Below are 22426 nucleotides of genomic sequence, written 5' to 3'. Positions count from 1 at the left end.
CATTATCGTAAAAGTATGGCCGCACACGAGGAACTACCCGCTGATGCCGACGCTGATGCGATCGAGCAGCTGCACAGCATTCGCGAGAGCATCGACAATATCGACGCCGCGCTCATTCATCTGCTGGCCGAACGATTCAAATTCACCCAGTCGGTTGGCCGGCTCAAGGCCGCGCACGGGCTGCCGGCCGCCGATCCGGCGCGCGAGCTCATGCAGATCGACCGCCTGCGCGGACTGGCCGGTGAGGCGCACCTCGACCCGGCTTTCGCCGAGAAGTTTCTGAATTTCATCATCGCCGAGGTCATTCACCACCACGTGAAGATCGCCGGCGGTGAGGCTGTAGCGCTGCCGGAGCGCGCTGCCGGGGCTGCTCCGACCGGTGCAGCGGCGGCCGCCGCGGCGCACCCGGTGCCGCACCCGCCGACCGTGCACGCGCCCAGCGTCACGTCGTAGGTTTCCTGCAGTGACCTGGAACCCGCGCGAGCTACCCGACCAGTCCGGTAAAACCTTCGTCGTCACCGGCGCCAACGCCGGCCTCGGCTACTTCACGAGCGAACAACTCGCCGGTGCGGGCGCGCACGTCGTGCTCGCCTGCCGCAATCTGCTGAAAGCGGATGCCGCGGCGGCGGCCATTCGCGCCCGCGTGCCCGGGGCATCCGTGTCGGTGCTTCAAATCGATGTCTCGGATCTGCAATCGGTGCGCGGGGTCAGCGAGACGCTGCGCGCTTTGCCGCGCCTCGACGGTCTGATTCTGAACGCCGGAATCGTGCACCCGCCGCGGGATCGCCAGGTGAGCCTCGACGGCAACGAGCTCGTCTTCGCGACGAACTTTCTGGGGCACTTTGCTTTGACTGCTGGGGCGCTCATGGCGCTGCGCCGCACGCCCGGCAGCCGGGTGGTCTCGCTCGGGTCGTTGATCTCCCGGCTGATGGACTCCTCGCTCGACGACCTGCAGCTGGCGACCACCTACAGCGGGTGGACGGCGTACGCGCAGTCCAAGATCGCCATGCAGGTGTTCGGCTTCGAACTCGACCGGCGCCTGCGGGCCAACGGTGCCGGCACGGTGCAGTCGCTGGTCGCGCATCCGGGGTATTCCATTTCGGGGTTGACCCCGGGCATCCGTTCGGTCAATGAGGTGTCGCGCGGCAAGCGCGTGATCGACGGCCTGCAGCTGCTCGTGGGGGCCCAGAGTAAGCAGCAGGGAGCCTGGTCGACCGTGCGCGCTGCGATCGACCCGGATGCCCACGGCGGCGACTACTTCGGCCCGCGACTTCTGGTGCGCGGCCGCCCGGTAGAGCAGCCGGCCACTCGCACCTCCCGCGACCGAGCCGTGGCCGCGCGCCTGTGGGAGCGCGCCGAGACCCTGATCGGCGACCCCTTTCTGTAGCCCTTCTACAGCGCACCCGGCGGTTCCCTACGCATAACTCCTGCAATTCGTGCGCCGAAGCTGAGAGTCCCGCGTTATTTCGCGACCGAGATTCTGCCTTCGCAGAAATTGCAGGAGTTATGCGCAGAGTGGTCGTCGCTGGACCGGTGCGGCGAGTGCCTTCGGGACTAGGCGAAGGCTGCGGGGAGGGGGGATTGGTGACGGTTGCGCATCTCCGAGAGGGTGGCGGCGAAGACGTCTTGCACTTCGAGGGCGTGCAGGGTGGCGTCCGTCACGCCGATGCGCAGCACCGGAATGTAGCGGCCGGCACACAGGCCGAGGAACTTCACGTCGTCTTCGCGGGGCACTGAAACGATGACGCGACCGGCCGATTCCGAGAACAGGGCAGTGGATGCGTCCACGCCGTCGCGACCCAGAATGTCACCCAGCCAGACCCGCGCGCCCACCCCGAAGCGCATCACTGCTTCGGCGAGGGCCTGGGCGAGCCCGCCCTCGCTGAGGTCGTGCGCACTGTCGATGAGGGCTTCCTTCGACGCGGCGTGCAGCAGACCGGCGAGGGCCTTCTCCTGGCCGAGGTCAACGACCGGCGGCCTTCCGCCGAGGTGATCGTGCACCACACCGGCCCAGGCTGAACCGTCGAGCTCGAGACGGGTCGTACCGAGCAGGTAGATGTTGTGCCCGTCGTCCTGCCATCCGCTCGGGATGCGTCGGGCGACGTCGTCGATCACGCCGAGCACAGCCACGACCGGGGTCGGGTGAATCGGCTGGTCGCCGGTCTGGTTGTAGAACGACACGTTGCCGCCGGTGACGGGGATCTCCAGCTCGAGGCAGCCGTCGGCGAGAGCGGTGACGGCCTCACGGAACTGCCACATGACCTCGGGGTTCTCTGGCGAGCCGAAGTTGAGGCAGTCGCTGACGCCGGCCGGCACGGCGCCGGTCGCGGCGACGTTGCGGTACGCCTCGGCCAAAGCGAGCTGGGCGCCGCGGTACGGGTCGAGCTGGCAGTAGCGGCCGTTCGCGTCGGTGGCGATTGCAAAGCCGAGGCCGCTCTCCTCGTCGACACGGATCATGCCGCCGTCGTCGGGAAAGGACAGCGCTGTGTTGCCCTGCACGTAGTGGTCGTACTGGTCGGTGATCCAGCTCGGGTCGGCCAGGTTCGGCGAACCGAGCAGGTCGAGGAACTGCTCGTGCAGGGTTGCTCCGTCGAGGGCGCGCGGCAGCACGGAAGCGGTATCGGCCTGCAGGGCGTCGATCCAGGTCGGGTAGGCCAGCGGACGCTCGTAGACCGGGCCGTCGACGGCCACGGTGCGCGGCAGCACGTTGACGATTTCTTCGCCGTGCCAGTTGATGATCAACCGGCCGGTATCGGTGACCTCGCCGAGCACGCTGGTCTCGACGTCCCACTTGGTGGTGACGGCGAGAAAACCCTCGAGCTTGTCGGGGGTGACGATCGCCATCATGCGTTCCTGGCTCTCGCTCATGAGAATCTCTTCGGCGGTGAGCGTGGGATCACGCAGCAGCACCTTCTCGAGTTCGATGAACATGCCGCCGTCGCCGTTCGAGGCGAGCTCGCTGGTCGCGCAGCTGATGCCGGCGGCCCCGAGGTCCTGGATTCCCTCGACGAGTTTGCCGGCAAACAGTTCGAGGCAGCACTCGATGAGGACCTTTTCAGCGAACGGGTCGCCGACCTGCACGGCCGGCCGCTTGGTCGGTCCGCCGGCGCTGAAGGTGTCGGAGGCGAGAATGGATGCCCCGCCGATGCCGTCGCCGCCGGTGCGGGCACCGAACAAAACAACCTGGTTGCCGACACCGCGGGCGTTGGCGAGGTGCAGGTCTTCGTGGCGCAGCACGCCGACCGAGAGCGCGTTGACCAGCGGGTTGCCCTGGTAGACCCGGTCGAACACGGTTTCGCCGCCGATGTTGGGCAGGCCGAGGCAGTTGCCGTAGAAGCTGATGCCGCTGACCACTCCGTGCACGACTCGGGCGGTGTCAGGGTCGGTGATGTCGCCGAAGCGCAGGGCATCCATCACGGCGACCGGGCGGGCGCCCATCGAGATGATGTCGCGCACGATGCCGCCGACGCCGGTCGCGGCGCCCTGGAACGGCTCGATGTAGGAGGGGTGGTTGTGCGATTCGATCTTGAACGTGACCGCCCAGCCCTCACCGACGTCGAGAACGCCGGCGTTCTCGCCCATGCCGACCATGAGGTTCTTCTTCATGGCGGGGGTGACCTTGTCGCCGAACTGGCGCAGGTACATCTTCGAGCTCTTGTAGGAGCAGTGCTCGCTCCACATCACCGAGTACATGGCGAGTTCGCCACTCGTGGGGCGGCGGCCCAGAATCTCGCGAATCTTCGCGTACTCATCCGCCTTGAGCCCGAGCGCGCCGTAGGGCTGCTCCTTCTCTGGCGTCGCAATGGCGTTGGAAACGGTGTCGGCGACGCCGCGGGAAGAGGTGTTGGAAACAGCGGTCACGTGTGGAATTCTCCCCGAGATAGCGGATGCTTGACCCGGCAAGTCTACCGGTCGCCTCGCCCCGCCCGATTGGTCGATGCTCGGTGGCCGCTGAAATGATTCGGCGGCCACCGAGCGAATCGTCGCTAAACGGGCCAGACGCCCTTGCTAGGACGCACTCACCCGGGACGGATGCCTGGCCAGCGGCGTCACTTCGATGTCCAGATAGGGGAACAGTGGCAGATTCCAGAGGATGCTGTGCAGCCGCTCGTTATCGGCAACGTCGAAAATACTCAGATTGGAGTACTGCCCAACGCACCGCCAGATTTGCTGCCATTCTCCGCGATTTTGAAGGTCCTGGGAATAGGTCTTCTCTCGGGTCAGGATGTCGGCCTGGACGTCCTCGTCCATGTCGGGGGGCAGGGCGACGCTCATCCGCACGGCGAACAACATCAGCTTTCTCTATTTCGTTGGGTCGTCACCGGTCAGGCCGGGTCGAGCACAAAGTTGTAGGTGACGTGTCGGCCGTTACCGTCGGCCGTGGGGAGCGGCTTGAGAACCAGCTCCGGCTTCACAGCTGATGCGACGTCATTGGAGAGGTAGGAGTCTCCCTCGAAATAGAGCTGGGCGGTGAGTAGCTGGCGGCCAGGGGCGGAGATCTTCAGGTGCAGGTGCGCCGGACGCCAGGCGTGCCAACCGGCGGCGGTGATCAGGTTGCCGCACGAACCGCCCGTCGGAATTTGATAGGGAGCCGGCTGGATGGTGTTGATCTCATAGTTTCCGAACTCGTCGGCCACGATGATTCCGCGCAGGTTCCACTCGGGCAGGCCGGGGGCAAACTGGGAATAGAAACCGTCGTCATCGGCGTGCCAGATCTCCACGTGGGCGCCGGCCAAGGGCGCTCCATCGGTTCCCGCCACCGTGCCGCGCAGAAGCAGAGGCGTGCCAGGTTCGTTGTCGCGCATGGGCAAGGTACCTGGGGTGGGCAGTGTCGGCGCGTCGGGAACGTAGTAGGGGCCCTCGATGGTGCCCTTTGAGCCTTCGCGATCGCCGGTGGCGACCTCTTCGATGACATGCTCTACCCAGACGTCCAGAAAAAGCGGCCATTCGCCGTCTTCACCGACCTGGATCAACCACGCCTTGAGCGCGTTGAATTCTGCGTAGGTGACCTGGTTCCGTCGCACGGTGTCGTAGACGGCAGACAGTACCTCGTTGGCGAGGAGGGAGACTCGTTCGGTGGAGGTCTCAACAGCGGTGGTCTTGCCGCTCTCCCGGAACCGCGCCGTTGCGGCATTTCCCGAAGCTGCAGCGGAGGCTTCCACTTCGATAATTTCAGATGACATCTTTTTCTCCATTTCATTGTCCGTCCGCATCACAGCGATGGGGCCGTAGTCTGTTGCGACAGAGGGCAGTCGGCTAGTCCGACTGGTCCTGCCGATATCTGGTGAGTTTCTCGGGATCGATATGGATGCCCAGGCCGTGGGACTGGCGGATGGGGAGCATCCCGTCGCGGATCGTGAGTGGCTCGGCCAACAGATCGTCGGCCATGTCCAGAAAATTTGACAGCTCACCGGCCCGACGGCTGGTGGACTGAAAGGCCGAGCCGAACGCGGCGCTGCACACGGTGCCGACCTGGCCGTCAATTTGGTTTCCCATGATCACCTCAACCCCCAGTCCTTCGCATGCGAAGAGAACGCGCTGCGAGGCGGTGAATCCGGTGCGTGCCGTCTTGATGCTGATGGCATGGGCGGCACCGCCCAGAAGCTCGCGGGTCACCTCGCCCGGTCGGGTCACGCTTTCGTCCGCGACGAGCGGTATCGGGCTGCGTTCGGCGAGCCATCGACGACCGAGCACATCGTCTGCGGGGCACAACTCTTCTGCGAAGGTGAGGTCCAGGTCGTCCATCGCCCGCAAAGCCCGCAGCGATTCGGATGCCGTCCATCCGCGGTTCCCGTCGATATAGAGCTCTACCGCATCGCCCAGTTGGTTACGCAGGGCCCGGCAGACGGCGACATCGAGGTGGATCGGGTTGCGGCCGACTTTGACCTTGAATGTCGTAATGCCGTGCAGGTCACGCATCCGCTCCGCTTCGGCAACCGCTTGCGCCGGGTCGGCGAACCCCAACATGTGTGACACCCGCATCCGATCCGCATACCCGCCCAGGAGCCGAGTGACCGGCACCTTGAGTGACTGCCCAATCACGTCCCACACCGCCATATCAATGGCGGATTTCGCCGTCGGGTTTCCGATTGTGCGGTTCATTACGGCATGGATGGCCTCGCGGTCGAGGCAGGACAGACCGACGATCTCCGGCGCGAAGACCGTGTCGATCACCGCGGCGATCGACTGCTGCGTTTCACCGTAGGTGAACGGACGCGGCGGGGCTTCTGCGGTGCCGACTATGCCGTCTTCGCTGTGCACGCGCACCAGAACGTGCGCTGCCGTTCGCACCTCCCCACTCGCGAATCGCAGCGGTTTTGTGTAGTCGATGGCAAACGGAATCGTCTCAATTCGGGTGATTCTCACGGCCGCACTCCCACCGTGAGGCGCTCGTCGGCCTGGTCGGACGCGCCCATTCGGGACTTCAGCGACGAGCGCGTGTCTCCGGCCACGGCGGCCGGTATCGATACTCCGAGGGCCAGTGCGCGCTTGACGGCCATGAAATCGTGCGGCTGGTTGACCGCATCGACCGCGATGAGGCGCAACTGGCGGTAGTACAGCACGGAGAAGGACTCCGTCGCGGGATCGCCGCGCACGACGAACTCGTCGTATCCGGTCGACAGCCCTGCGATCTGCAGTTTGAGGTCGGCCTGGTCAGACCAGAACCACGGCACGACGGCGGGTGGGCGCGACAGCCCGAGGATTGTGGCGGCGGCAACTTTAGCCTGGTCAACCGCGTTCTGCACGGATTCCAGGCCGACGAGAGTTTCCGGATATTGAGGATGCGGCTGCACGGTGCAGTCGCCGGCCGCGACCACAGACGGGATGCTCGTCTGCGCCCGGTCGTCGACGATGATGCCGCGAGCGCAGTCCAGCCCCAATTGCCGCGCCAGCTCGATGCGCGGCTCGACGCCGATCCCGACGATCACGATATCGGCCGCGACCTGGGTGCCGTCGGAGAGCTCAACCGTCGTCACTCTATTGTTCCCGTCACCGTGCACGGCGGTGACGCCACAGCCCATCCGAAAGTGCACTCCCCGTTTCTCGTGGGCCTGCCGGTAGAACTCGGAGATCGGCGGTGCGACCACTCGTTTCAGCAGGCGACCGGACGATTCGACGACCGTCACCTGCAACCCTCGGCGACGAGCCGCGGCGGCCACTTCCAAGCCAATGAATCCGCCGCCGATGACGACGACATCGCGCGCTGCCTCGAGCAGCCGGCGCAGTCGGCCGGCGTCGTCGACGCTGCGGAGGTAGCAGACGCCGAACAAGTCGGCCCCCGGTACGGTGAGTCGGCGCGGCCGCGATCCGGTGGTCAGCGCCAGTCGCTCGAACCGTAGGACCCGACCCCCATCGATGAGTGCGCTGCCGCCGTCGCCCCGATCCGGGCTCACCGTGACGATGCGGCTCGCCGGGACGATGTCGATGTCATGGTCGGTGTAGAAACCGGCGGCACGAAGGGCCAGATTGTCTTCGTCGACGGTGCCGGCCAGAAAAGCCTTGGAGAGCGGAGGCCGCTGGTAGGGGCCGCCCGCCTCCGCGCCCGCCAGCGTGATCGGCGCGGTGTATCCGCCCTCGCGCAGCGAAACGGCCAGTTGCAGACCGGATTGGCCGGCACCAACGATGAGAGTGCCAGCGGATGCGGCGCGCGAGCCGTGCATGATCGTCACTGCTCCGGGGCGATGTGGGCTTCGAGACCGTCGAGTGCAGCGGTCATGCGAATCTGGCAGGACAGGCGGCTATTGGGCTTGCGGTCAGCGGCCGTGTCATCGAGCATCTCGTCCTCGAAGTCATCAGCTCGGCCGGTGAGACCGATGAACGCATCCGAAATGTAGACGTGACACGTGGCACAGGAGAGCGCGCCGCCGCATTCAGCGACGATTCCGGGAACTCCATGCTTGACCGCGGTCTCCATGACGGATGCCCCGATCTGGGCGTCGACGGTGAACAGTGCGCCGTTCGGGGCGTGAAGGATGATCTTGGGCATGAGAACCTACCTGGTTTGGTGATGCGCCGTTGTTGTGGTCCGCCAGACGGCGCGGACCACAACAACGGCGGATGGAGGAACGGGTTAGTAGAGCTCGAAATATTCGCGGTGCTCCCAATCGGTCACACCGTTGACGTAGGTCTCCGGGTCAGGGTTCGCGGCAACCCAGGCGTCGTACCGGGTGACTTCGCTCCGCTTGATCAACACCAGGTAGTCGATGAAGTGGTCGCCGAAGGCTTCGCGGTAGAACGTGTCGGCTTCCAGCTCGTCGATGGCGTCGGCGAGCGTTGTCGGAAGCTGCACGACATCCTGGGAGTACGGGTCCTCGGAGAGCGGACCGGGGCTCGTCTTTTTCAGGATGCCGTCCAGACCAGCGGCTGCCTGGGCGGCGATGTACAGATACGGGTTGGCAGCGGAGTCGCCGACGCGGTTTTCGACGTGGGACGACACGTCTCCGGGTGCGCTGATGACGCGCATCATGGCGGCCCGATTGTCCTGGGCCCAGGTCAGCCGGTCGGGGGCCAGCGAGTACGGCCGGCGGCGGCGGTATCCGTTCACGGTCGGAGTCGTGAAGACCGATGCGGCTACACCGTGGGCGAGGGTTCCGCCGACGTAGTGCTGGCCCAGTTCAGACAGGGGCTCGCTCGTGTCCGTGACCATCAGGTTCTGGCCCGATTCGAGGTCAACCACCGAGGTGTGCAGGTGCCATCCGTTGGCGTAGAAGCCCTGAATAGCCGGGGTGCACATGAACGAAGCGAGGAATCCGTTTCGCTTGGCGATCTGCTTGGTGGCCATGCGGAAGATCACCGCCGCGTCAGCGGCGGCGAGGGCCTCCAGCACGTCGAAGGTGGTTTCAACCTGGCTGGGTGCCCACTCGTCGTCGATCGAACGCAGCGGCAATCCCATGTCGATGATGGCTTTGCGGATCGGGCGGAGGATGTCGTCGATCTCATCGAGGTGGTCTCCGAGGAGGTAGCTGTAACCGCGAGCGACCGGGGCGACCTTGGGCGGGTCGGCCGGCGAGCCGGGCGCTCCCATCGAGCCAGTGCTGAGCAGGTCGTCGACCACCCGGGTCAGATACCACTCCATCTCGATACCGGCGATGAGTTTGAAGCCGAGGTCGGCCATTTTCTGCAAGGCTTGTTTGAGGATGGACCGGGGGGCGAAGGGGAAGAGCTGCCCGTTCGACATGTACAGGTCGCACAACACAAACGCGGTATCCGGAACCCACGGCAGGATGGTGAAGGTGCCCGGATCGGGGACCATTTTCACGTTCGGGCTGCCCCCGAGTCCTTCAACCCCGAACCCGCCATCTGCGGTGAACGGATTTAGCACCACAGCGTTGGCCGAGTCGAAGAAGAACGGCGCCATCGTTATGTCCATGCCGCTTTCCAGAGCCGACAGGTAGGCCTCCTTGGTCAGCGATTTGCCGCGCAGCAGACCGTGCTGGTCCGGCCAGGCCAGCCGCACGATTTCGATTCCCGCCGCGTCCATCGCGATCCGGGAACGCTCAGCGGCTTCCAACTGCTTGTCCGTGTAAAGGTCGTGCTTTGCAATGAACTTCATTCGGGTCAACGTGACTTCGTCCAGCATGTGAGTGCTCCTTGATTGTGCGGCTCCGGTGGGGCCGCGTTCGGGTGATGGAACAGGTACGGATCAGTCCGTCAGGGAATCGTCTGGCGCTCGCCTGCCAGCACGGCGGTGTCGATCCAGCCGCCGATGACTCGTCGCGCGCTCGTCCACGCGCGCCCCTCGTCTCGGATCGCCGCGCTCAGCAGCTCGGCCAGGTCGACGCCGTTGGCGGTGAGTTTGGCCGCTTCAACGGTCAGGAGCGTCTGGATCCCGGTCGGGGAAATTTCCGGGTGAAACTGAATGGCGAGAGCGGAACCGAACCGCCAGGCTTGCGGATAGCGGTCTGAGACGGCCAGCAGCTCGGCTCCGACCGGCGGAATAAAGCTGTCGCTGTGGAAGGAGAAGAATCGACCCGTCACCTCCGGCAGGGTGTGGTTGCCGGGAGCCAGCCGCACGTCGATGAGTCCGCATTCCAGACCCTGGGAGCCAGGAACGACAGTGCCGCCGAGGGCGAGAGCCAGAATCTGTGACCCGAGGCAGATGCCCAGAACGGGAACCTGCTGCTCGACCGCGCGAGCAAGGAAGGTCCGTTCATCGACGAGAAACGGATGCCGCGCCCCGTCATAGGCGCTCTGCGGGCCTCCCAGAGAGATCACCGCTGCAAGTGAGCCGAGCTCCGGAAGATCGTCCCCGGCGAACGGATGGACGACCTGTGACTGCAGGCCGCGCGCCTGCACCAGGTTGTGAATCCACTCGAGATCTGTGCCCTCAAAGTGGGTGACGATGAGCACGGTCCCGGTCATGGCTGGGGCCTCGGTTCGATGCGGGAATGCCATGGGCTCCAATGGTCGGTGCCGGCGAGGGCCTGCATCAGCTGAACGGCGTTGACCCGGTCGAGCGCGAGCCAGGAATCGTCGAGCTCGACGCTATAGGGCGTAAAGTCCCAGATCTTCAGCCGCTTGACCTGTGCGATCACCGGGCGCATCGTGGCGATTTCACCCTCGAGACGCTTGATCTTCTCCGTGAGCAGCGCATTCTCCCGGCGAAGCAGGAGCGTGGCCTCACGAGTGTTCTCGTTCATGCGCTGCCTTTCAGAAGACCAGGGTGAGATTTTCGTGGCCGTGCTCGGAGTCGAGCAGGTTCGCCTGTTTCAGGCGGATCTTCCAGCCGTCGCCGTGGGGTGCGAGGACGTGCGCATACCAGCCTGGGTAGGTCTTGCCGACACCGGCTCGAAACTCGTGCACGATGAAGTTCGACCGCACCAGGCGGAGTCCGGTTCCGGGGTCGTCGAGTACCTCGACGTTGCTGATCACCCGGCGGGTTCGTGACTGCGGAATCTGGCTGAAGGCCAGCCCGGTGCGCAGCCAGAAGACCCGGTCGGTCAGGCGCCGACGGTCGTCGAAGGCGTGGGAGACCTCCCGCCGCGGGTCGCCACCGCCGGGACTGATCGGCACCCAATACAAGCAATCGTCCGTGAATAGCTCGACCCAGTCGTTGAACCGTGCCTCGTCAATCAGGCGTGCCTCGGCGGCCAGGAATCCTTCGGCACTCCGGGCCGCGTCAACGTCGGCGACAGCCCAATCCGCGGTGAACAGCTCCGCGAAATGCTCCAGATCTGCATAGAAATCGGCATCAACGTGGTGGGACCAGCGTGATGTGTCGGAGTAGTCGATCCCCGGCATCGTCATGGGTTCGTCCCGTCCATCAGGCGCAGCCATTCCTCGAAGTAGCTGCGCATATGAATCTCGTCGGTCACGGCCGAGACCACCACACCGTTGGCGTCCAGGGTCTGCCAGCCGTCCACGTTGAGGCCACGGTTCATGAGGATCCACTCCACCTCGGTGACGGCCAACCCGCGTTGCACCTCTTCGAAGTTCGCCTGGTCGTCCGGTTCGCCGAACGCCGGAAAGTCCTCCTGGGTGCGCATGCGCATGGTGTTCACTTCGTCTGGCACCCCGCCGATGCTCGTGGCATTCCAGACGAGCTGTGTCTTGTCCACGCTCAGCGGTTCGATAACCTGGATTTGGTTGCCGATGATCAGCAGGTTCGGAAAGATACTCAGGTTGATCTGGGCTCCGGCGCTCACGTCAAGGAGCCGTTCGGCGTCCTCGGGATAGCGGGCTCGAATCAGTTCCTCAAAGTGTTCCCGGCCCGGTTGCGGCCGCTGGTTGGCCCAGATACTTCCCGGTCCGTCGAAATTCGGGCGCTGGTCGATCACGCTGTGGCCGTTGCCGAGCGAGTAGATCTTCATTGCTCCGTCGTCGGGGGTCTTGCCGAAGTACGACATGTCCTTGCTGTCTCCGAGGCGCGATGCCATTTCCAGCAGTGACCGGTGTGAGAACGAGGGGTGGTACCCGTCGCCGCCGTTGTCGTAGGCGAGCTTCCAGTTTCCGCGGTAGACCATACGGTGCGCGCCGGCGCGCACGATGACCTCTCCCTCCGGAGCGCGATCGATCCAGTAGTCCAGCCAGGGCTTCGCTTCGCCGAGAAAGTCCTCGAGCTGTGGCGCGGATTCGTTGAGCGTTCCGAAAATGAATCCGCGGTAGCTTGCGACGCGGGATACCTTTCCAAGTCCCAATTCGTCTTTGTTGAAAGTGTCGCCGTAGCCGCCGGGCCAGGGAGCCCCGACCAGCTCACCGGTGTTGCGAAAAGTCCACCCGTGGTAGGGGCACTGGAAACTTTTCGCGACACCGGTCTCTTCCCGGCAGACGGTTGCGGCGCGGTGCGCACACCGATTGAACACAGCGTGCAGGGTCCCCTTGCGGTCCCGCGTGATGATGATGGGGCGCAGGCCGAGTTTTCCGGTCACGAACGAATTCGGCTCGGGAAGCTGGGACTCGTGGGCGAGATACACCCAGGTCTGCCCGAAAACCTTCACCATTTCCTCGGCGAAGACTCGATCCTCGGTGTACAGCGACCGGTGAACCCGGTCCTCCTGTACGAGGGCGGTCCAGCCTTCGGACACCGGATCCAGGGGATCCGTCACTACTGAAAGTACGTCGACCATCTGTTCGGCTCCTCAGAACAAGGTGACTTCGATGTCGAAGCCACTGAATTGAGCCGAGCCTAAGGATGGTAGTTCGAGCGGTAAATAGAGTTGTCCGAAATTTCGTCAGGAAGAATCTATATCACTCAATTTCTCTGCGAAGAATATGCGACCTGATTCTCTAGCCGCCGGCCGTGGTGAGCAGTCGCTTCTCGACAGCGTGCGCAGCGCTGAGTAAAGCCGATGAGCAGGCGGCCACCTTTTCCTTGCTGAAGCGGATGCTCGGAATTGCCGCGCTGATCGCCACGACGGGTCGCCCTTGCCGGTCGAGCACGGCCACGCCGATTCCGTTGACGCCCTGGGCGGCCTCCTCGATGTTCGTCGCGTACCCCTGTTGGCGCACCGTGGCCAGGTGGCGTTTCAAGGCAATGACGCTCGTGATGCGCGTCGAGCGCCACGGCGGAAGCCCGCCGCTGTGCAGCTGCTCGATCTCGGAATTGCTCAGAGCTGCCAGGAGCGCTTTGCCCCCGGCCGAACAGTAGGCCGGTACCTGATCCCACATTCCGACCCGAATCCGCAGGGTCTGGTCGCTCTCCACGCCGTCGACGTAGCGCACCTGGGGCCCCTCGAGAACCCAGACCTGAACGGTCTCGTCAAGCACGCCGACCAGTGTTTCCAGTTCGGGGCGCACGATCTGCCGCACGTTGGAGATTGACCGGGAGGCTTCGCTCCACGCGGCGAGTTCCGGCCCGGCCCGGTAGAGGCGTTCCCGGTTTTGCATGGCAAAGCCGCCATGGCAGAGTGCGGCCAGCAGTCGATGGGCCGTTGACGGCACAACATTGAGACGTTCAGCGGCGGATTTGACGCTCAAGACCTCGCCGTTTCTCAACGCCACAATCAATTTCAGCGCCCGATCGACCGAATCGAGGGGCGGTTGCTGCTCTGGATTTCGCATAAGAGAATCTATACACGACTTATTGCGCTAGGGAAAACTTATTTTGTAGAGTCCGGCTATCGCCCGGCGAGAGGCGCACGAAAAGACCAAGTTCGACATCGAGTCAACCGAGGAAGTGGACGGTACCGTGAGTACAAATCTGGAAGAGCGGGATCGCCGCTGGGAATTGCTCAACGCCTCCATGCGAGACAACGACATGGATTGTCTGATCTTCGCGGCAAACGACTATCGGGGTCACAAGGGCGCCCTCCGCTATGTCACCGACTACAACCTGTGCCACCGCTCGGGTAATGCAGTCATGTTCAGGGATGAGGCGCCGATCGTGGTGCTGTCTGGAAACCTGGCCGGCGCCCGGCGGCCCACCACCGACTGGGTCGACGACTACCGGTTCCCTGGCACGATCGGCCAGGGACTGGTCGACGTCTTCTCGGATCGAAAGAATGTCAAGCGAGTGGGCATCATCGGATTCGGCCAGATCATGAAGGTCGACGAATACCTCGCCCTCACCCAGGGGCTACCCGCGATTGAGTTTCTGGACTACTCCGCGAACTTTGAGAAAATTCGCGTGGTCAAGAGCCCGGAAGAGATCATCGGTGTGGAAGAGTCCGCTTATGTTCTCGACCAGTGCTTCACGCGACTGCTCGAAATCGCCCGCCCCGGCGTGACGGAACGAGAAATCGGCGCGGAGATGTACAAGGTGGGCTACAAGCTCGGCGGTGAGGATCCCCTTTTCCTCACGATGTACACCGAGACTTTCAACGACCAGGTGTCGGCCAGTTTCGCGCCGCCGCGTGGTCGGGAACTCACCGCGCACGACCTGCACACCTTCTCCTTCGAGATCGTCGGCCCGCGCGGTTACTGGACCGAACTGTCCCGCATGGTCACCTTCGCCACACCGCACGACGACGACCTTCGCATGGCCAGGGCGGTGTCGAAGGGTATGGCCGCCGCCACCACGAGCCTGAAGCCCGGCGCTTCGCCCGACGTGGTGCAGCGGGCAGTTCTGGAGGCCATCGAATCCGAGGGCGCGGTCTCCTCCTATTGGTCCGGCCATTCGCTCGGGCTGGATGTGCTGGAGCAACCGTGGATCGGGCTGGACGTTGTCGAAGATGATGGCGGCCAGGCCACCGACACGATCGAAGTCGGTAACGTGTTCACGATTCACCCGATGGTGGTCGATCACGCCAAGAAACGAAGTGGATACATGTCCGACACCTTCGTCGTCGAGCCCTCCGGAGCCCGCAAACTCTCTGAATTCAGCACCGCCCTGCACTGCCTGACGAAAGGAAACGTCAATGTCATCGACTACTAGTTCATCGACTACAAGTTCATCGGCCACCAAAACCAAGATCGACCCCATCACCGCGTCGGTGCTGCAGCGCCGGGTCGACGCGATCGCGAAAGAAATGGCCGGCATGCTCATGCGGTCGTCCCGTTCGCCCATCTTCAACGAGATCGGCGACCTGGTAACTGTCGTGTTCGACAAGCACGGCAATACCCTCGCCCAGGCGGAATTCGCCGCCATCATCGCGTTCGGCGCGCACCCCTCACTCGAATTCATCATCAACTACTACGGCGATGACGTGCACGAGGGCGATGTCATCATTCACAACGACGTGTATTCCGGCGGCAATCAGAATGCCGACACCGGGATCTACGTGCCGGTTTTCGCCGACGGCGGCCTCGTCGGCTGGATGGCCGCCAAGGGTCACATGGCGGACATCGGCGGAATGACGGCGGGAGGCTACGACCCGAACGCGAAGGACATCTGGCAGGAGGCCTTGCGAATTCCGCCGGTCAAGATTGTGCACCGCGGTGTGCTGCAACGCGACGTCTGGGATTTCATCGCCGCGAACATTCGCATGGACTTTGTCATGGAAGATATTAAGTCGATGATCGGCTGCTGCACGGTGGGCGGCCGCCGCCTCGTCGAGGTCATCCACCGCTACACGCTGGAAACCTACGAAGACCACATGAACTACATCCTGGAAAGCTCGGCACGCCAGGTGCGGGCCGAGGTCGGCCGGTGGGCCGACGGGCACTACTACGGCGAGAGCTGGATGGTCTCCGACGGGTTCGACACCACCAAGAAGTACAAGATCGCCTGCGAAATCGAAATCAAGGGCGAAGAGATTACCTTCGACTTCTCCGCGAGCGACGACCAGGCCCCCGGTATTACGAACATGCCGCCGGCATCGGCCAAGGGGGCCGTACGCATCGCCTTCCTCATGATCATGGCTGCGGGCGGCATCAATATTCCAACCAACCAGGGGCTCTTCGAACCGATCAAGACGGTGTTTCGGGAAGGGTCGCTGCTCAACCCGCGGTTTCCGGCCGCAACGGTCTTCGGCAACCAGATGTGCGATGAGGTCGTCGAATGCATCATGACCGCCCTGTCCGGCATTCTTCCAGATCGGGTCACGGCCGGGTGGAATAAATACCTCTGCACCTCCACTCACGGTGTGGACCCGCGCACCAACGAGGCGTTCGGCACCCTCACGGTGTTTCAGCGCACCGGACCCGGAGGAATGCTCGGCACCGACGGCTGGGACGCGCTCGGGTTCACCGGCACCGCCGGCCAGATGCGTGCTCCCGACCCGGAGATGTTTGAACTGACCTCCCCGCACTTCCTCGAGTATCTGGAATACCTGCCCGACTCGGCCGGCGCTGGAGAGTTCAGGGGCGGAATGGGCACCCGAACCGCCTGGCGCAACTACGGCGAGCACCAGCACGGCGTCACCCTCGGAGACAACGTTCGCCACGAAGGAGCCGTTCCGGCCCAGGGACTGTTCGGGGGCGCAGACTCCGGCCTCAACGAAATCACCGTCACCTATCCCGATGGGCGGGAGCACCTGTGGGGCTCCAAAGAAATCATCGAGCTGCCGTCGGGAACGCGCATGGAATCCATCAGTGGGGGAGGAGCCGGCTACGGCGATCCGAGAAAGCGGGCGGTCTCCAAGGTGCTGGCCGAAGTGCGGGACGGCGTGCTGTCCCGACAGAAGGCACTCGACGACTACGCCGTCGTCATCGCCGACGACGGCCTGTCCGTCGACCAGGTACGAACCACGGCTCTTCGGGCCTAGAGAAGAATTGGAAGAAGAGCTCATGAACATCAGAATCGGTATCGACGTCGGCGGCACGTTCACAGATTTCCTCGTGATCTATCCCGACGGCAAGCGGCGCATCCACAAGACCAGCTCCGTGCCCTCCAATCCGCCCCTGGCAGTGCAGATCGGCCTGGCTGAAATCGCCGCCGCCGAGAACAAGAGCATCGAAGACTTCATGGCCGAGGTCGGACTCATCGTGCACGGAACCACCGTCACCACGAACGCCCTCCTCACCCGCAACGGACCGACCACGGGCTTGTTGACCACCGAAGGATTCCGCGACGTGCTGCCGATGCGCGACGGCACCCGTGAGGAGGCTTATGACAACCGCCTCGAGCAGCCCGTGCCCCTGGTTCCGCGTTACCTGCGCCAGCCGGTCGGCGGCCGGGTCGACTATAAGGGCGACGTGCTCACCGCGCTCCAGGAAGACGACGTGTATGCGGCCGCCGAGATCTTCAAGGCCAACGCCGTGGAATCTGTGGCCATCTCGTTTATGCACTCCCACGCGGAACCCAGCCACGAGGACCGCGCTGCGGAAATCATCGCGGAGGTCATGCCGGGGGCCTACATCACGAAATCGTCCGAGCTTCTCGCACAGGCCCGGTACTACCCGCGCATGAGCACCGCCGTGCTCAACTCCTTCGCCGGACCGATCATCAGCTCCTACCTCTCGACGCTCACTGAGCTTCTCGAGGAGGCGAACTTCGAAGGCATCCTGCTCCTCATGCAATCAAATGGCGGCGTCGCAACTCCGGGCGAGCTGTCGAAGCGCGCCGCGCTCTCGCTGCTCTCCGGGCCGGCGTCTGGGCCGACTGCCGGCCTGCTGGTGACCGCGGCCCACGGCTGGGACTCCTGCCTCACGGTCGACATGGGCGGCACGAGCTTCGACGCCGCCGTGGTCAAAGACAACAAACCGCTCATCATGACCGACGGCATCATCGACCGGTGGCGGATCGCCCTGCCGATGGTTGACATCAACACCATCGGCGCGGGCGGCGGCAGCATCGCCTCGGTGGATGAAGGCGGCCTGCTCCGGGTCGGCCCGCAGAGCGCCGGCGCCACGCCGGGACCGGCCTGCTACCGACGCGGCGGAGTGAACGCCACCGTCACGGATGCTGACGTCGTGCTCGGCTATATCGACCCGGACACTTTTCTGCACGGCCAGATCGGACTCGACCGGGAAGCGTCGATCCAGGCGATCAAGAACGACGTCGCTGACCCGCTCGGCATCAGCGTGGAAGAAGCAGCCTTCGGCATCTACCAGATGGTCAACGTGAACATGGCGACCGGAGTGCGCGACATCACCGTGCGTCGCGGGCTCGACCCCCGGGACTTCCCGATCGTCGTTGCCGGTGGCGCCGGACCGGTGCACGCGGCCGCCATCGCCCGAGAGCTGGAAATCCCGATCCTTCTCACCCCCCGCGACTCGTCGATTTTCTGCGCGGCCGGCATGCTCGTGTGCGATTTCAAACACGACTACGTGCAGAGCTCGAACCAGCGACTGGAAAGCCTGTCCGACGAGTACCTGATCGAAACGTGGACCGGCATGATGGCCGAGGGCCGCCGAACCCTGCACGCTGAGGGCGTTGCCGACGATGCCATCTCCTACGTGCCATCCGTCGATCTGCGGTACAAGGGCCAGTGGTACGAAATCAACGTCGAACTCGATCCCGCAAATCTCGTCTCGCCGAACATCGCCGAGTTCTACGCCACTTTTCATAAGCTGCACGACACGCTCTTCGGTTACAGCACCGTCGACATGCCGATCGACCTGCTCAACATTCGGCTGACCGTCGTCGGCTCCACCCCCAACGATCGCGTCGACCTCGCGGCTATGACCCCAGGGGCGGGCATTCCGCAGCAGAAACGGCGAAACATCTACTCGCCGCTTCAGCGTCGGATGGTCGAAGTCGAGGTGTATCAGGGCGCTGCCATGCTCCCGCTCGACGAGATCGAGGGCCCGGCGATCATCGAACTGGGCACCACCACGATTGTGGTGCTCGATGAGTACAACACGGTCGTCGACATCAACGGTTCCTTCGTGATGTACCTGAGGGACCAGATGCTCACCCTGAAAGCACGGCTCGACCTCTCCTAGCCAGACAGCACAACCAGAACCTGCCCAACCCGTAGCCACGACTGGTGGTTACGTCCTGCAACTACGCCCAGATGCTCCCTGCCTACCCGAAAGTAAGGATCGATTGAAATGATGAAGAAGACGCTTCTCCTCGCCAGCGCTGCAGTGTTGCTACTGTCCTTGAGCTCCTGCGCAGCCAACCCGACGGATGCCTCCATCGGCGGCGACAAGAAATTTACCATCGGTTACGCCGGTGCGATCCAGTCCAACCCCAATAACAAGGCGATCGAGGATGGTATCCGCGCCAAGGCCGACGCTTTGGGCATGGAGCTCATCGTCACCGACGCCCAGTACGACACCAGCAAGCAACTCTCCGACGTACAGTCGCTGCTCAATCGCAAGGTCGACGTGCTCATCGTGTGGCCCATCGACCCGCTGGGCATCCAGCCGGCCATTGAACAGGCCAACGAGCAGGGTATTCCCGTCATCGTGCAGGACACGACAGAGGGCGGCCCGTACACGTCGAATTTCCAGGTCACCAACTACGCTTCCGCCGAGCAGGCCGCGAGCTACATCGGTGAGAACGTCGACGCCGCGGCCAACGTTGTGCAGATCGAGGGCGTGCCGACCGTCGGCGTTCTCGATGCGCGCAACAAGGGTTTCCAGGACGGAGCCAAATCCACGGGCCTGAACATCCTGGCCAGCGAGGTCAACGGACTCGACACCGCCGACGGCGCCCGCCCGATCGTGGACGCCTGGAAATCGCGCTTCGGCACGGAAATCCAGGCCATCTTCGCCTACAACGACGACAGTGCTCTGGGTGCTGCATCAGCCAAGTCGGGTGATTTCACACCGATCGTCATCGGCATGAACGGCTCCCAGGAAGGCGTCGACGGGGTCAAAGATGGCCGACTCGCGGCGACCTTCGACTTCCACCCCGTGCAACTCGGCATGGGACTCGGCTGGGCCGCCCACGAGCTCGCCGAGGGGCGAACCATCCCGGCGACCGTGGTCATGGAATCCACCCTCATCACGAGCGCCAACGCGTCAAGCTGGACACCGATCAAGGCCCTGCTGGCCTCGAAGACGAGCGTGGACATCAGCACAAAGGATGGGGTTTCCACCCTCAACGTAACTGCGAGCAAGTAATGATCTCGCTGTCCGGCATCACGAAGACGTACGGAGCCGTCACGGCACTGTGCAACATTGACCTCACGGTGAATCGCGCCGAAATTCTCGCCCTGGCCGGCGAGAACGGCTCAGGCAAATCCACCCTGGTCAAGATCCTGTCTGGTGTCGTGGTGCCGGACAGCGGAACGATCCGAATCGAGGGTCGGCCGGTCAGCTTCCACAGCCCGTTGGAGGCCCTGGACCAGGGCATTGCCCTCGTGGCCCAGGAACTGACCGTGCTTCCCCACCTGCCGGTCTATGAAAACGTGATGCTGCCATTCCTGCGGCACCGCACCCGTCGACTGGTCTCCCGCCGAAATCTGGTCGCCCGCACCACGCGCATTCTCGATGAGCTGGGTGTTCAGATCGACCCCTACCTGCCGGTGTCCCGCCTAGGCCCGGTGCAACAAACTTTTGTGGAGATCGCGAAGGCACTCGTCGTCGAACCGAAGCTCCTGATTCTCGACGAGGCCACAAGTCGGCTCGGCGAGAAGGAGGTCGAATTTCTGCTCGCCCTCATCAAACGACTTCAGGCGCGCGGGCTCTCCACCGTCATGATCACACACCGGATTATCGAAATGACCTCCACTGCTGACCGTGCTTTTGTGCTTCGCGATGGCGCCTTTGCCGGTGAGCTGCCCAAAGAGCATCTGCGCGAGCACGAGCTGGTCAACCTGATGGTCGGCCGAGACATCGTGCGTCGCACCAAGGACTACGCGACATCAGCTGCTGCGCCGCGGCTGGTGGTGCAGGATCTGCAACTGGCGGGATCGCACAAACGCCTCACCCTGAACGTTCAGGTCGGAGAAATCGTGGGATTGGCTGGCCTCGTCGGAGCCGGACGCACGGAACTGCTTGAGGCACTGGCTGGCGTGCGGAAGGTGACTGACGGCGTCGTCACAGTGGACGGCACCCAGGTTCCGCTCAACAATCCGCGGCGCTCCCTCCGCTGCGGCCTAGCTCTGGTGCCAGAGGACCGGCACACTCAAGGTCTCATCGTCACCGACAGCATCTACGAAAACTACGAGCTCGGCGCCGTTCCCTGGCTCGGTTTCGTCAATCGCGCGCGTGGACGTCGGCGAACCCGCGCAGCGGTGGCCCGGTTCGGGATAAAGACGTCCAACGTGCTGGCACCGGTCACCTCCCTCTCGGGCGGAAACCAGCAGAAAGTCGTGCTAGCCCGAGCGCTGTCGAAGGACCCCACCGTGCTCTTGCTCGACGAGCCGACGCGGGGTGTGGATATCGGGGCACGCGATGACATCTACCAGATCATCGAAGAGCAGGCCCGAAGCGGCATGGCCGTGCTGCTGGCATCGTCGGATCTCGTCGAAATTCTCGGCATCTGTGACCGTGTCCTGGTCATGCACGAAGGCGAAGTCGTCGGCGATCTGCGTGGCGACCTCATTTCTGAACACAACATCGCCCTGCTGTCAGCGGGCGGGAAGCTGGAGTCTCATGTCTACGCACACTAGTCAGTCAGCGCCAGCCCGAAGCATCGTCCCGCCGGGATCCCGCCGACGCCTGGCCGGAAGGATCTACGAGGGCATCCGGGTCTATATCGGCATCGGAGTGATGCTGGTGGTTCTGGTCGGCTACCTCGCGATTACCCAACCGACCTTCGCTACCCCGCAGAACCTGATTGCCATTTTGGAAACCAACTCCGTACTGCTCCTCGTCGCCATCGGGCTCACCTTCGTTCTGCTCACCGGCGGATTTGACCTTTCTGTGGGCGGGATGCTGGCCCTGTCCGGAATTCTGGTGGCCAAACTGCTCGAAAGCGGTGTGAACTTCTACGTCGCTGCCATTCTCGTGATCATCGCCGCAGCGATTCTCGGCGGGGTGTTCAACGGCCTGCTGATCGGCAAACTGGGCTTGTCCTTCTTCGTCGTCACACTCGGAACCATGTCGTTGTTTCGCGGCACCGGGCAGGTGATCACTGAGGGGCACGGCCTCTCGCTCTACCAGGTGGAGGCCTCGCGACTCATCGGCAGCGGGCGATTCCTGGGCGTACCCTGGCTGGTGATCATCGCGCTCTCTGTGCTTGTGTTGGCGATCTTGGTCACCCGGTACACCGGGTTCGGCCGCATGCTTTATGCGGTCGGCGGCAATGCTGAGGCCGCTCGCTTGTCGGGGATCAAGGTGTGGTTGGTCAGGGCGGTCGCCTACGCGATCTGCGCCGGCCTGTGCGGGCTGGCCGGCGTCCTTGAATCCAGCCGCCTGGCCTCTGCTTCGCCGACGGCGGCCACCGGCATGGAATTGGTCGCGGCCGCTGCTGTTCTGCTCGGTGGCACCAGCTTTGCCGGCGGAGCCGGAAGCATGGTCGGTACCCTGCTCGGCGCTCTCTTCCTGGGCATCATCTCCAACGGCATGACGATCAGCCAGATCTCGTCGTTCTGGCAGAGCGTCGTCACGGGCTTTGTGCTCCTCGCCGCAGTGCTCTTGGACTGGTTCCGGATGCGCCGCGACAGAAGACTGTCCGGTACCTGAAACCAGCCTGCCCTGTTCACACGACATCCTTTCCTGCGCCGGCATTCTCGCTGCGCCGGTGAGGATTTCGTGCGTTGGGCCCGTG

At 63.7% G+C, this 22426-nt stretch carries 20 protein-coding genes; 8 read left to right on the top strand and 12 right to left on the bottom strand.

Annotated elements, in window-relative coordinates; genetic code table 11:
- The first annotated feature begins 15 nt into the window (after window positions 1-15).
- A complete protein-coding gene (locus tag QMK31_RS15740) occupies window positions 16-453 on the top strand; it encodes a chorismate mutase (RefSeq protein ID WP_283501899.1) in 438 nt (145 codons plus the stop codon).
- Window positions 454-463: 10 nt separating this feature from the next.
- On the top strand, window positions 464-1387 hold the full coding sequence (locus QMK31_RS15735) for an SDR family NAD(P)-dependent oxidoreductase (RefSeq protein ID WP_283501898.1): 924 nt from the start codon (window positions 464-466) through the stop codon (window positions 1385-1387).
- Window positions 1388-1554: 167 nt separating this feature from the next.
- Here QMK31_RS15735 and purL read toward each other — a convergent pair whose 3' ends face one another.
- From purL to QMK31_RS15675, 12 genes are all read right to left on the bottom strand, one after another.
- Window positions 1555-3861, bottom strand: coding sequence for a phosphoribosylformylglycinamidine synthase subunit PurL (gene purL / locus QMK31_RS15730; RefSeq protein ID WP_283501897.1), 2307 nt, complete (start codon window positions 3859-3861; stop codon window positions 1555-1557).
- A 147-nt stretch (window positions 3862-4008) separates the two neighbouring features.
- Complete coding sequence (gene catC / locus QMK31_RS15725; RefSeq protein WP_283501896.1) at window positions 4009-4293, bottom strand: muconolactone Delta-isomerase; 285 nt, start codon at window positions 4291-4293, stop codon at window positions 4009-4011.
- A gap of 32 nt (window positions 4294-4325) precedes the next feature.
- Window positions 4326-5183: a catechol 1,2-dioxygenase gene (catA, locus tag QMK31_RS15720; protein WP_283501895.1), complete on the bottom strand. Its 858-nt coding sequence runs from the start codon at window positions 5181-5183 to the stop codon at window positions 4326-4328.
- Window positions 5184-5256: 73 nt separating this feature from the next.
- Window positions 5257-6366, bottom strand: a complete 1110-nt coding sequence (locus tag QMK31_RS15715; protein WP_283501894.1) for a mandelate racemase/muconate lactonizing enzyme family protein — start codon at window positions 6364-6366, stop codon at window positions 5257-5259.
- Entirely contained in the window at window positions 6363-7661 is a 1299-nt protein-coding gene (locus QMK31_RS15710) for an NAD(P)/FAD-dependent oxidoreductase (RefSeq protein ID WP_283502031.1), read from the bottom strand. Before QMK31_RS15710 ends, QMK31_RS15715 begins: the two co-directional genes overlap by 4 nt.
- A gap of 5 nt (window positions 7662-7666) precedes the next feature.
- Window positions 7667-7987, bottom strand: a complete 321-nt coding sequence (locus QMK31_RS15705) for a 2Fe-2S iron-sulfur cluster-binding protein (protein WP_283501893.1) — start codon at window positions 7985-7987, stop codon at window positions 7667-7669.
- 84 nt (window positions 7988-8071) lie between these two features.
- Window positions 8072-9580, bottom strand: a complete 1509-nt coding sequence (locus QMK31_RS15700; RefSeq protein ID WP_283501892.1) for a glutamine synthetase family protein — start codon at window positions 9578-9580, stop codon at window positions 8072-8074.
- A gap of 71 nt (window positions 9581-9651) precedes the next feature.
- Window positions 9652-10362, bottom strand: coding sequence for a type 1 glutamine amidotransferase (locus tag QMK31_RS15695; RefSeq protein WP_283501891.1), 711 nt, complete (start codon window positions 10360-10362; stop codon window positions 9652-9654).
- Entirely contained in the window at window positions 10359-10640 is a 282-nt protein-coding gene (locus QMK31_RS15690) for a hypothetical protein (protein ID WP_283501890.1), read from the bottom strand. Before QMK31_RS15690 ends, QMK31_RS15695 begins: the two co-directional genes overlap by 4 nt.
- A 10-nt stretch (window positions 10641-10650) precedes the next feature.
- Complete coding sequence (locus tag QMK31_RS15685; RefSeq protein ID WP_283501889.1) at window positions 10651-11247, bottom strand: aromatic-ring-hydroxylating dioxygenase subunit beta; 597 nt, start codon at window positions 11245-11247, stop codon at window positions 10651-10653.
- Window positions 11244-12566 (bottom strand): aromatic ring-hydroxylating oxygenase subunit alpha, encoded by a 1323-nt coding sequence (locus tag QMK31_RS15680; protein ID WP_283501888.1) that lies wholly within the window; start codon window positions 12564-12566, stop codon window positions 11244-11246. The genes QMK31_RS15685 and QMK31_RS15680 overlap by 4 nt, the downstream gene beginning before the upstream one ends.
- 160 nt (window positions 12567-12726) lie before the next feature.
- Window positions 12727-13500 carry an IclR family transcriptional regulator gene (locus QMK31_RS15675; protein WP_283501887.1) on the bottom strand — a complete coding sequence of 258 codons (774 nt, stop codon included), beginning with the start codon at window positions 13498-13500 and terminating at the stop codon, window positions 12727-12729.
- Between the two features lie 127 nt (window positions 13501-13627).
- Between QMK31_RS15675 and QMK31_RS15670 the strand changes: the two genes are divergently transcribed.
- The 6 genes from QMK31_RS15670 (at window position 13628) to QMK31_RS15645 (ending at window position 22341) form a co-directional block, all read left to right on the top strand.
- Window positions 13628-14812: a M24 family metallopeptidase gene (locus tag QMK31_RS15670; protein ID WP_283501886.1), complete on the top strand. Its 1185-nt coding sequence runs from the start codon at window positions 13628-13630 to the stop codon at window positions 14810-14812.
- A complete protein-coding gene (locus tag QMK31_RS15665; protein ID WP_283501885.1) occupies window positions 14796-16583 on the top strand; it encodes a hydantoinase B/oxoprolinase family protein in 1788 nt (595 codons plus the stop codon). Before QMK31_RS15670 ends, QMK31_RS15665 begins: the two co-directional genes overlap by 17 nt.
- Window positions 16584-16605: 22 nt before the next feature.
- A complete protein-coding gene (locus tag QMK31_RS15660) occupies window positions 16606-18705 on the top strand; it encodes a hydantoinase/oxoprolinase family protein (protein WP_283501884.1) in 2100 nt (699 codons plus the stop codon).
- A gap of 108 nt (window positions 18706-18813) precedes the next feature.
- Window positions 18814-19833, top strand: a complete 1020-nt coding sequence (locus QMK31_RS15655; protein WP_283501883.1) for a sugar ABC transporter substrate-binding protein — start codon at window positions 18814-18816, stop codon at window positions 19831-19833.
- A complete protein-coding gene (locus tag QMK31_RS15650) occupies window positions 19833-21326 on the top strand; it encodes a sugar ABC transporter ATP-binding protein (RefSeq protein WP_283501882.1) in 1494 nt (497 codons plus the stop codon). Before QMK31_RS15655 ends, QMK31_RS15650 begins: the two co-directional genes overlap by 1 nt.
- Window positions 21310-22341 carry an ABC transporter permease gene (locus QMK31_RS15645; RefSeq protein ID WP_283501881.1) on the top strand — a complete coding sequence of 344 codons (1032 nt, stop codon included), beginning with the start codon at window positions 21310-21312 and terminating at the stop codon, window positions 22339-22341. Before QMK31_RS15650 ends, QMK31_RS15645 begins: the two co-directional genes overlap by 17 nt.
- Window positions 22342-22426: the final 85 nt, after the last annotated feature.

The sequence above is a fragment of the Cryobacterium sp. PH31-O1 genome (genome assembly GCF_030063455.1).
Lineage (GTDB): Bacteria > Actinomycetota > Actinomycetes > Actinomycetales > Microbacteriaceae > Cryobacterium.
The sequence above is the reverse complement of the archived record's forward strand: the minus strand, read 5'-3'. Positions and strand labels throughout refer to the sequence as shown.

Bases quoted from the DNA above. Each gene is read 5' to 3' on its own strand.
- QMK31_RS15740 (WP_283501899.1), top strand. From the start codon at position 16: ATGGCCGCACACGAGGAACTACCCGCTGATGCCGACGCTGATGCGATC.
- catC (WP_283501896.1), bottom strand. From the start codon at position 4,293: ATGTTGTTCGCCGTGCGGATGAGCGTCGCCCTGCCCCCCGACATGGAC.
- catA (WP_283501895.1), bottom strand. From the start codon at position 5,183: ATGTCATCTGAAATTATCGAAGTGGAAGCCTCCGCTGCAGCTTCGGGA.
- QMK31_RS15710 (WP_283502031.1), bottom strand. From the start codon at position 7,661: ATGCACGGCTCGCGCGCCGCATCCGCTGGCACTCTCATCGTTGGTGCC.
- QMK31_RS15705 (WP_283501893.1), bottom strand. From the start codon at position 7,987: ATGCCCAAGATCATCCTTCACGCCCCGAACGGCGCACTGTTCACCGTC.
- QMK31_RS15700 (WP_283501892.1), bottom strand. From the start codon at position 9,580: ATGCTGGACGAAGTCACGTTGACCCGAATGAAGTTCATTGCAAAGCAC.
- QMK31_RS15695 (WP_283501891.1), bottom strand. From the start codon at position 10,362: ATGACCGGGACCGTGCTCATCGTCACCCACTTTGAGGGCACAGATCTC.
- QMK31_RS15690 (WP_283501890.1), bottom strand. From the start codon at position 10,640: ATGAACGAGAACACTCGTGAGGCCACGCTCCTGCTTCGCCGGGAGAAT.
- QMK31_RS15685 (WP_283501889.1), bottom strand. From the start codon at position 11,247: ATGACGATGCCGGGGATCGACTACTCCGACACATCACGCTGGTCCCAC.
- QMK31_RS15680 (WP_283501888.1), bottom strand. From the start codon at position 12,566: ATGGTCGACGTACTTTCAGTAGTGACGGATCCCCTGGATCCGGTGTCC.
- QMK31_RS15675 (WP_283501887.1), bottom strand. From the start codon at position 13,500: ATGCGAAATCCAGAGCAGCAACCGCCCCTCGATTCGGTCGATCGGGCG.
- QMK31_RS15665 (WP_283501885.1), top strand. From the start codon at position 14,796: ATGTCATCGACTACTAGTTCATCGACTACAAGTTCATCGGCCACCAAA.
- QMK31_RS15660 (WP_283501884.1), top strand. From the start codon at position 16,606: ATGAACATCAGAATCGGTATCGACGTCGGCGGCACGTTCACAGATTTC.
- QMK31_RS15655 (WP_283501883.1), top strand. From the start codon at position 18,814: ATGATGAAGAAGACGCTTCTCCTCGCCAGCGCTGCAGTGTTGCTACTG.
- QMK31_RS15650 (WP_283501882.1), top strand. From the start codon at position 19,833: ATGATCTCGCTGTCCGGCATCACGAAGACGTACGGAGCCGTCACGGCA.
- QMK31_RS15645 (WP_283501881.1), top strand. From the start codon at position 21,310: ATGTCTACGCACACTAGTCAGTCAGCGCCAGCCCGAAGCATCGTCCCG.